This is a genomic window from Mucilaginibacter phenanthrenivorans (genome assembly GCF_024721155.1).
Taxonomy (GTDB): domain Bacteria; phylum Bacteroidota; class Bacteroidia; order Sphingobacteriales; family Sphingobacteriaceae; genus Mucilaginibacter; species Mucilaginibacter phenanthrenivorans.
Genome location: NZ_JAHVAP010000001.1, coordinates 1,101,959 through 1,111,934, shown reverse-complemented (window position 1 = coordinate 1,111,934; position 9,976 = coordinate 1,101,959). Strand labels below are relative to the sequence as shown.

Sequence of the window (9,976 nt, the reverse complement as noted above, 5' to 3'; positions counted from 1 at the left end):
AAGAATTAATATGTTATTATTATTGTTGAAGCTTTCTTTTTGCTTCTTTTTCTTTGTTAATAACACTGATTTTTGTTGAAAAGTTAACACTGACAGAGGCGCATTATCAAACTTGCCGGGCATTAAGGCCCATACTTCGATTTAATCCTCTGTCAGTTTGTTTAAACAAGCATCAAATAGAAATTAGAGTTTCGAGGCTCATTAGTAAGGTATTGATTGTGTTTAAACATGTTAACTGTTTACTAACATAAACAGGGTAAAGATATGGAATTTGATTTTTTCATTGGTACTGACGTATCAAAAGGCGAGTTGGACTTTGCCGTGATGCAGGGTGAAATATTTTTATTTCACAGAGAGATTAGCAATCAACCGGATGCCATTAAAGGCTTTGTCAAAGAACTAATAAAGCTACCGGGGTTTGATTTAACAAGGGCAGTGTTCTGTATGGAGCATACTGGCATTTACAACAATCATTTGTTAGTTTGTCTGCATCAAAAGAAAGCCAACATTTGTTTGGAAGCTGCTACACAGATAAAAAACTCCCAGGGAAATATTCGTGGGAAGAATGACAAGATAGATGCTATCAGGATTGCTGATTATGCTTATACCCAACGGAAAAAATTACGCTTGTGGCAACCTAAAAGACAGATCATTCAACAATTATTTCATCTTACGGCCGTACGTTCGCGTTTAATAGCAGCCAAAAAACTATTGAGAGTTCCTCTTGGAGAGCACGATATATTTAGTGTAAAAAATATTGCCAAACAAAGTACAGCAGCATGCGCCCACACCCTAAAGGCTATCGATGACGACTTGGATAGAGTTGACGCAGCAATGGATAAGATCATTGCCGCAGATGATGAGTTGAAGCGTTTATTTGCCCTGGTAACTTCGGTAAGTGGCATTGGAAAAGTAGTAGCTACCCAGATCTTAATTGCCACAAATGAATTTAAAGACATTAACAATCCTAAGAAATTTGCCTGTTATTCAGGAGTAGTTCCTTTTACCGACGATTCCGGTAAGGTTAAAAAGAAGGGAAGAGTATCTCATATGGCTAACAAAAAGATAAAAACGCTTTTGCATTTGGCAGCAATCGTAGCCATACAACATAATCCAGATATGAAATCATATTATCAACGCATGGTAACCATAGAGAAGAAGAATAAGATGAGTGTAATTAACGCAGTCAGAAACAAACTTGTGTTACGTGTTTTTGCCTGCGTTAATCAAAATCGAGCATACGAAAATAATTATCATAAATTACTTGCATAGATCATAGAAATCGAAGTTTTCGTGTTTTTGCCTGCGTTAATCAAAATCGAGCATACGAAAATAATTATCATAAATTACTTGCATAGATCATAGAAATCGAAGTTTTCAAAACTTCGTAAGTTTCTTCCATTTCATAAGCATTTTTATTCGTCTTAATCTATTTAATCCCTAAATCCCGGTCTCTATGGTGAATTCATCCATATCCTTCAAAAAAGGCAAAGCTCGTCTTGTTTTCTTTACCTCATCAGCAATAATGGTAAAGGTGTACATGTCTTCCTCGTCGCGTTTGTAATAAACCACGTTGCCGTTTGGATCTATACAGGTGGAATCGCCGGAATGGTAAACTTCGTTGCCATCATGCCCAACGCGGTTTACGCCGATAACATAGGCCTGGTTCTCGATTGCACGGGCAGGGATCAACGCGCGCCAGTGCGCAGTACGGCGTTCGGGCCAGTTGGCTACTATCAGCAGCAAGTCGTATTCGGCATCAACGTTCCGCAGCCATACCGGGAAACGCAGGTCGTAGCAGATCATTGGGCATACCTTCCAGCCGTTTAGGTCGACGATCAGTTTTTTGGTGCCGGGAGTATACGTCTGGTGCTCTTTGCCCAAGGCAAAAAGGTGGCGTTTATCGTAGCATTCGTAACTGCCATCAGGGCGCATCCAGATAAGTCGGTTGTAGAATTTATCGTTGTCTTTTATGATGAGGCTGCCGGTTATAACACATTCATACTGGTTCGCGATCTTGTGCATCCACTTCATGGTTTTACCCCCCATTGGCTCAGCCAGTGTTTCGGCTTCCATGGTGAAGCCGGTATTGAACATTTCGGGTAAAATAATCAGGTTTGTTTTTTCGCGGATAGCAGATAACCGCAACGCAATATTTTGCAGGTTCTTATCAATGTTTTCCCAAAACAAATATCCCTGGAAGAGGGTGATCTTTAAATTCTCCATTTCGTGTTAGTTCATAGTTGATGGTTTATAGTTCATGGTCGGAAGCATGAAACGAAACCTCTCAATGGTAATTAAAACAATCAAATAAGTACATCTATCCAATAGGCAAAAGTTATTTAGTTCATGGTTTATTTCAGCTACAAAGCTTCAATATTTAGGATTCAAAGCCGTTGTCCATTTGTTAATTGCTCTAAATTCATTTTTTGCCATGAACTATGAACTAAACTTTCAACAACCTATCAACGGCATTATCCAGCGTTTCTTGCCTTTTTGCAAAACAAAACCGCAAAACATGATGGTCGGTGCCCTTGGTATAGAATGCAGAAGTTGGTATCGATGCCACTCCAATTTCCTTAGTTAAGCGCAGTGCAAAGTCGCTATCCTTTTCGTCCGTTATGTTATTAAATGTTACCGATTGAAAGTAAGAACCTGAGCATGGTAATAGCTCAAATCTGCTTTCCTGCAGTCCTTTACGAAAATAGTCGCGTTTTTGTTGGAAAAAATCAGGCAATGACAGATAAGTGTTTTCATCCTTCAAATGTTCGGCAATGGCATATTGTAAAGGCGCATTAACGCTGAATACCAAAAACTGGTGAACTTTCCTGAATTCCTGCATTAAAAAAGCGGGTGCCATACAATAGCCAACCTTCCAGCCGGTAGCGTGGAACGGCTTGCCGAAGGATGCAACTATAAAGCTGCGCTGCTGCAATTCGGGATAACGTGCCATGCCATGATGGGTTTCGCCATCATAGATCAGGTGCTCATAAACTTCGTCGCTCAAGATCAGGATATCCTGGTTCTTTACAATAGCACTAAGTTCATCAATGTCTTCCTGTTTCAGGGTAGTGGCAGTAGGGTTATGCGGCGTGTTCAGGATGATCATCCTTGTTTTATTGTTGATCAGCCTGCGTACCATATCCCATGGGATGCGGTAATCGGGTGGTTCCAGCTCTAATGATTTTACGATACCTCCCGCCAGTTTTATGGCAGGAGCGTAACAATCAAAAGCTGGTTCAAATATAATTACCTCATCGTTTGGGTTTATAACGGCGGTTATTGCGGTGAAAATTGCTTGTGTGCCGCCGGCAGTAATGGTTATTTCGGTATCAGGGTTGTAAACAGCCCCATAAAGTTTCTCTGTTTTTTGGGCGATCTGCTCGCGCAGGGCCATAACACCGGGCATAGGAGCGTATTGATTGTGGCCCTGTTTCATGGCAGTATTTACCAATTCGATAAGTTCTGGCGAGGTATTAAAGTCAGGAAAACCCTGCGACAGATTTATAGCGCCGACCTCGTTTGCCAAAGCCGACATTATGGTAAAAATAGTTGTTCCCGTTTGCGGGAGTTTAGAAATTATAGGTGTCATGCAGGGGCTAAATTACGTTTTTTGAGCTGAAAGTGGAAAGATTAAAGCCGAAAGCTATTGAATAGTATAAACAAAAAGGTTTTTAAAAATGACGCGGGTTTAATAAAGCTTTGACCTTTCTGCTTTTAGCTTTATGCTCAAAAACCCTACCTTAGTGCCATGAAGCATCTTAAATACCTTTCGCTGATATTTTTTGTGGCTACTATTGCTGCCTGTAATTCCGGTAAAAAAGCTTTGCCCGTTGTTGGTTTTGTAGATGCGTTCCAGGATGCATCTATCGCCCCGGCGAAAACCGGATTTATTGATGCACTGAAAAAGAATGGTTTTGAGGATAAGAACAATATCGAAATCGACTACAGCAATGCGCAGGGCAGCATTCCAACCCTTACTCAGATCGTTAACCGCCTGGTATCGCATAAGGTTGATCTGATGGCTACCTGTACCACTTTATCATCTATAACCGCGGCACAAAAAACCAAGACCATCCCGATTTTTATGATGGTATCGCCAACGGTTAAACTAATGAACATGGAAGACGCGAGAGGCAAAGGACAGGCTAATTTGTTTGGCGCGGTTGAGGACCTGAATTACATCGATACTTCATTTTCAAATATTCCAAAATTTTTGAAACCCAAAGGCGGCAAGCTGGTTGTTGGGATGATCTATAACCAATCGGAGCCGCAGTCGGTTGATGCTAAAAAACGCATCCAGGCTGATGCTGATAAATTGAATATTACTTTAGTTGCGCTGCCGCTAAATTCGTCAGCTGATGCACAGCTGGTAACACAGTCGCTGCTTGGTAAGCATATCGACGCTTTTTTTGCCAACCCGGATAACAGCGTGTTTGCGTCCTTTGAGACTATCTTAAAAAGCTGCGACCAAAAGAATGTGCCGATATTTACTAGTGAAGCGGGCTTGGTTCAGCGCGGTGCAGTTGCTGCATTTGGCGCAGATATATATCAATGGGGATTCCAGGCAGGCGAACAGGCGGCGCAATTCTTAAAAACACACAGCACTACAGGTTTGCAGCCTGAAATGGTGAAGATCAGGCGACGCGTTTACAACGCTGCTGCAGCTAAAAAATATAATATAACCGTTCCGTCAAACTTCGAAGCCGTTAAGTAATGGATTTTTACCTTACCGCTTTACTACAAGGACTTTGCTTTTCGGCGCTGGCGTTGGGGATCTTTATTTCGATGAAGATTTTTAACATCCCAGACATTACCACAGACGGCAGCTATACACTGGGCGCTGTCGTTACTGCGGTAATGATCAAACACCAGCAGCCGGTGTATGTAGTTTTGCCTGCCGTAATACTTGCAGGCGGTTTGGCAGGTGCGCTAACGGGGATCATCCACACCAAATTAAAGATAAACGCATTGCTTGCCGGTATTTTGGTAATGACGGGCCTATACTCTGTAAACCTAACCATAATGGGAACATCAAATATACCGCTGAATAGTTTCCCATCTTTATTCACTTTATGGCACATCAGTGAAGATCCTAACCAAAATACTTTTTGGATAGTTGCCGTTTTTGTGATCGCCATAATTCTAATAATAGGATACTTACTGAAAACAGATTTCGGTATAGCCATGCGTGCAACCGGGAACAGTGAATCGATGATCCGGGCTTTGGGTGTAAATACCGATCGGATGAAAATAACCGGCCTTGCCCTTGCAAATGCTTTAACAGCTGTTAGCGGCTACCTGATTTGCCAGAACCAGGGTTTTACTGATATCAGTATGGGGATAGGGATTGTTATTATCGGGCTTGGCTCGGTAATAATCGCTGAAACGCTGATCAATTGGCTTCGCATAACATCGGTTTGGCTAAGCTTATTATTGGTGCTTGGGGGATCTGTTATATTTCAAATGGTACTTGCTATAACGCTTGATATTGGGGTTGATGCTAATTTGTTGAAATTGGTAACTGCTGGGTTTGTATTGATAATAGTGAGTTTGCCACGTTTAAACTTTAAAGGTCGATGATTGAGATAAAAAACATCCACAAAATCTTCAACTCCGGTCAGCCAAACCAGGTAAATGCGGTTAATGGCATCAATCTGAATATAAAAAGTGAGGAGTTTTTGGTGATCGTGGGTGCTAACGGATCGGGAAAAACCACTTTGCTGGATTTGGTTGCGGGTAGCGTTTCCCCAACTTCAGGAACCATCAGCATAGACAACGAAGATATAACCAAATTGCAAGATTACCGACGCAGTAAATGGATAGCCCGTGTGTTTCAAAACCCAATGAGTGGCACTGCTTCCGATTTGAGCATTATCGATAATTTCCGGTTAGCCGCTATCCGCACCAAACCTAAAGGCCTGTCCATCGGTATAAATGATACTTTTAAAAATCAGATAAAGGAAAAGATAAGTACGCTTGGTTTAGGATTGGAAAATAAGATAGAACAGCAAATGGGCACGCTTTCCGGCGGGCAGCGGCAAGCCTTAACCTTGCTGATGAGCGTAATGGACAGCTGCAAAGTGCTTTTGCTTGATGAACCAACCGCAGCCCTTGATCCGCGTTCTGCCGAAGTGGTGATGCGTACCGCTGATGAACTGATAAAAGATTATCGCCTTACTTCGATCCTCATCACCCATAACTTAAAGGACGCCTATAAATATGGAAACCGGGTAATATTAATGGGAGAGGGGCAGGTTGTAAAAGACCTGGATGCCGGGAAGAAAAAAGCTCTGAAGCAGAATGATTTGTTTGATTGGTTCGGATAAAGGGTAGAGCCAAGAATCAAGAGCCAAGAGTCAAGAAAGACCGGCGCAGATATCGAATACAAAGTCACGATTTTACTTTTTTGTCTTGATTCTTGACTCTTGGTTCTTGAATCTTTTTACTTGCAATTATAATTTCTATCTTTCCAAAAATAATTTTTCTCCAATGAAATATAGTAAACTGACCTTATCCCTGCTGTTGTGCGGCGGTATGTTTGCAGCGCGTGCCCAAAATGCAGATGCGCCGAAATCTAATTATGACCAGCATAAAGTTTTTAACCCTTTATTCTACCCGGAAAAGGGAAACGAATTCCGTAGCGCAGCCGGTGCTCCGGGCGCTAAATACTGGCAAAATCGTGCTGATTACAAGCTGAATGTTACGCTCGATACTGCGAAACACAGCGTGAGCGGTACAACGGTTATTACCTATACCAATAACAGCCCTGATCCGCTTGCATTTTTATGGCTGCAGGTAGATCAGAATGTTTATAGAGAAGATTCACGTGGCCAGGCCACAAGCCCGGTTGAAGGCGGTCGTTTTACGAACAAGACTTTTACGCAAGGCGATGAGATCAAAGGTGTATATGTCATTAAAAACGGCAAAACTGAAAAAGTTGATTACCTGGTAACAGATACCCGCTTGCAAATAAAATTGAACGACACCTTACGCCAGGGCGGCGCAAAGATCCAGTTAAGGATAGATTACAAGTTTGATGTGCCTGAATATGGTACCGATCGTATGGGCCGTAAGCTTTATAAAAATGGGTGGATCTACGAGATTGCGCAATGGTATCCACGGATGGAAGTTTATGACGATGTTACCGGCTGGAATGTTATCCCTTATATGGGCGCATCTGAGTTTTACCTTGAATATGGCAACTTTGATTATACAGTAACTGCACCGGCTAATTTGGTGGTTGTAGGCTCCGGTGAGTTATTGAACCCACTTGAAGTTTATTCGCCAAAAATTCTCGGTCGCCTGAATGCTGCGAAGGTAAGCGACAAAACAGTGATGGTGAAGGATTCTGTGGATTTGACAATGAAGGATTCTTATCCTGCGAAACCGAGCTTAACCTGGCACTTTTTCTGTAAAAATGCCCGCGATGTGTCATGGGCTGCTTCAAAGGCATTTATCTGGGATGCATCACGCATTAACCTGCCAAGCGGAAAAAAGGCTTTGGCGCAATCAGTTTATCCTATCGAATCTAAAGGCATGGGCGCATGGAGCCGCTCAACAGAATATGTTAAGAATTGTATCGAGCTGTACTCAAACGAGTGGTTTGAATATACCTACCCGGTTGCTACCAATGTTGGCGGCATAGTGGGCGGTATGGAATATCCGGGCATCGTGTTCTGTAGCTCACAGAGCCAGGGTGGTGGTCTTTGGGAGGTTACCAACCACGAGTTCGGCCATAACTGGTTCCCAATGATAGTCGGGTCAAATGAGCGTAAATACGCCTGGATGGATGAAGGCTTTAATACGTTTATCAATAAGGTTGATACCAAAGTATTCAATAAAGGCGAGTATTTTGAAACGCAGGACATACAAAAAGGCGCACCCGGCATGTTTTCGCCTGATGCAGATCCAATCATGAGCACTCCGGATGTGATCCAGCCAAATTACCTGGGCTATGCTGCTTACGAGAAACCAGCATTGGGTTTAACCATTTTGCGCGAGCAGATCCTGGGCGAGCAACGTTTTGATTATGCATTTAAAACTTACATTAAACGATGGGCATTTAAACACCCAACGCCATGGGATTTCTTCCACTCGATGGATAATGCTGCGGGTGAGGATTTGAGCTGGTTCTGGTATGAGTGGTTTACCACAACCTTAAAGCTGGATCAGTCGGTTAAATCAATTGATTATATCGATAACGACCCTACAAAAGGTTCATTGATCACCATTGAGAATCTTGAAGGAATGGCCTTACCTGTAACAGTATTGGTTAAGGAAGAGAACGGTAACAGCAGCACTATTAAATTACCTGCTGAGATCTGGCAGCGCGGTGGTACCTGGACGTTTGCCTATAAATCAACTTCGAAAATTTCGTACGCAACACTCGATCCGGATCATAAATTACCAGACGTTAAAACCGACAATAACTCATTGAGCGGCATCTCAATGCCTAAGGATGTAACTGTAAATACGGTTGTTAAGGCCTATCTTGATGCTATTGGCGGCGAACAACGCTTAAAGGATGTGAACGATTTAACGATAACCGAAGAAGGAAATGTGCAGGGCTATACCTTTTTGAAGGTGAGCAAGTTTAAATCACCGGGCATGGTTGAACTAGATGTTACTGTGCCTAAATACAATAACTTTAACCTGAGCCATGTGTTAATTAATGGTGACAGCCTTATCGTAAAACAAAACAGCAGGCGACTTCCGCTTTCCGGCCCATCAGAGAAGGGCGCGGTAAGGGCAAGATATAAATTGTTCCCTGAGCTTGATTTTAACAAGCCGGGTTACACAACAAAGCTTGACTCAAACTACCAGGTTGTTAACGGGCAGTTGGCTTACCTGGTACTGGTAACATCGCCTGATAAAACCACTGTAAAATATTTTTACGATGCTAAAACCGGTTTAAAGGTTAAACAGTACACAGATGTGATTAACGCTACTGTAATGGAATTTAGTGATTACCAGAATGTGAATACTGGTATTAAAGTGCCTTTTACAGAGATGAACAGCTTGAACGGCCAGCCTATTGAGTTTAAAGTAAAAAGCGCAGTAGCTAACACGGGATTAACTAACGATGTATTTAAGCAATAGAGGTTAGTTGATTAAGTTAAATTGGGTTGATTAGGTGAGTGGTTTTGAATAATCACGAAACTTAATCAGCCCAATTTTTTTGAGGTAATGGCCGAAAAAGTTCAAATGTCTTCTAAATAAAAATCGAAGTACACCCATCAAATATGATTCGTGCAATTCGATTAAATTAGCGACAATTCGCGTCAAATTTTATAATGCTTCAGATACCACTTCGGTAACTTCAGGTACCATACGCTTTAATAGGTTTTCGATACCTGCTTTTAGTGTTACGGTAGATGACGGGCATCCACTGCATGAACCGCGAAGCTCAACAGTTACAATTCCTTCATCGAACGACTTATAGGTTATTGCGCCGCCGTCCTGTTCAACAGCCGGGCGTACGTAATCATGAAGGATCTGCTGGATCTTAACTTCTGTTTCTGATCCTTCAAAGTCGCCGGCTTCTGCCTGCTCTTCGTCCTGAACCTTTAATTCTGACTCAACAGCGCCTTTTACAAATTCTTTAAGTATCGGTAAAATATCTTCCCAGTTGTCGTCTTCAAACTTGGTTACAGTAACAAAATTACTCGCGAAGAATACGCCGTTAACAAATGAGAACTTAAAAAGCTCCTTAGCAAACGGTGATTTTTCAGCACTTTCCTTTGTAGCAAAGTCAACACTGCCATTTATAAGCAACTTGTTCACAATGAACTTCATGGTTGCCGGGTTCGGGGTTGATTCTGTATATACGTTGATGTTCATTTTCTTATCTGATTATCATTTAACCTAACAAATTTAAATACCTTTTTGATTTAAATACTGCTATTCTGTTGTTATGACCCGTAGGTGACGATGGGAAATGATGTTTTGATGTGCGGATATGCAAATGTGCGGA

Annotated in this window: 8 protein-coding genes; 5 read left to right on the top strand and 3 right to left on the bottom strand. The window is 42.0% G+C overall.

All coding sequences use genetic code 11. The annotated features are described in order from the left end of the window. Window positions 1–264 precede the first annotated feature (264 nt). Window positions 265–1,272, top strand: coding sequence for an IS110 family RNA-guided transposase (locus tag KXD93_RS04600; RefSeq protein ID WP_258135687.1), 1,008 nt, complete (start codon window positions 265–267; stop codon window positions 1,270–1,272). 168 nt (window positions 1,273–1,440) lie between these two features. Here KXD93_RS04600 and KXD93_RS04595 read toward each other — a convergent pair whose 3' ends face one another. Together KXD93_RS04595 and KXD93_RS04590 are read right to left on the bottom strand one after the other, a co-directional pair. Then, window positions 1,441–2,226: an amidohydrolase gene (locus KXD93_RS04595; RefSeq protein WP_258135686.1), complete on the bottom strand. Its 786-nt coding sequence runs from the start codon at window positions 2,224–2,226 to the stop codon at window positions 1,441–1,443. A 220-nt stretch (window positions 2,227–2,446) separates the two neighbouring features. Then, entirely contained in the window at window positions 2,447–3,592 is a 1,146-nt protein-coding gene (locus tag KXD93_RS04590; RefSeq protein WP_258135685.1) for a methionine aminotransferase, read from the bottom strand. A gap of 159 nt (window positions 3,593–3,751) precedes the next feature. On the opposite strand from KXD93_RS04590, the gene KXD93_RS04585 reads away from it, so the two are divergent. The 4 genes from KXD93_RS04585 to KXD93_RS04570 all read left to right on the top strand — a co-directional run bounded on the left by KXD93_RS04585 (window position 3,752) and on the right by KXD93_RS04570 (window position 9,102). Beyond that, window positions 3,752–4,717 carry an ABC transporter substrate-binding protein gene (locus KXD93_RS04585; RefSeq protein ID WP_258135684.1) on the top strand — a complete coding sequence of 322 codons (966 nt, stop codon included), beginning with the start codon at window positions 3,752–3,754 and terminating at the stop codon, window positions 4,715–4,717. After that, entirely contained in the window at window positions 4,717–5,583 is an 867-nt protein-coding gene (locus tag KXD93_RS04580; protein WP_258135683.1) for an ABC transporter permease, read from the top strand. Before KXD93_RS04585 ends, KXD93_RS04580 begins: the two co-directional genes overlap by 1 nt. Further along, window positions 5,580–6,329, top strand: coding sequence for an ABC transporter ATP-binding protein (locus KXD93_RS04575; protein WP_258135682.1), 750 nt, complete (start codon window positions 5,580–5,582; stop codon window positions 6,327–6,329). Before KXD93_RS04580 ends, KXD93_RS04575 begins: the two co-directional genes overlap by 4 nt. Window positions 6,330–6,492: 163 nt before the next feature. Further along, entirely contained in the window at window positions 6,493–9,102 is a 2,610-nt protein-coding gene (locus tag KXD93_RS04570) for a M1 family metallopeptidase (RefSeq protein ID WP_258135681.1), read from the top strand. A 189-nt stretch (window positions 9,103–9,291) separates the two neighbouring features. Here KXD93_RS04570 and KXD93_RS04565 read toward each other — a convergent pair whose 3' ends face one another. Beyond that, window positions 9,292–9,843, bottom strand: coding sequence for a NifU family protein (locus KXD93_RS04565; protein WP_258135680.1), 552 nt, complete (start codon window positions 9,841–9,843; stop codon window positions 9,292–9,294). Between the last annotated feature and the right edge of the window lie 133 nt (window positions 9,844–9,976).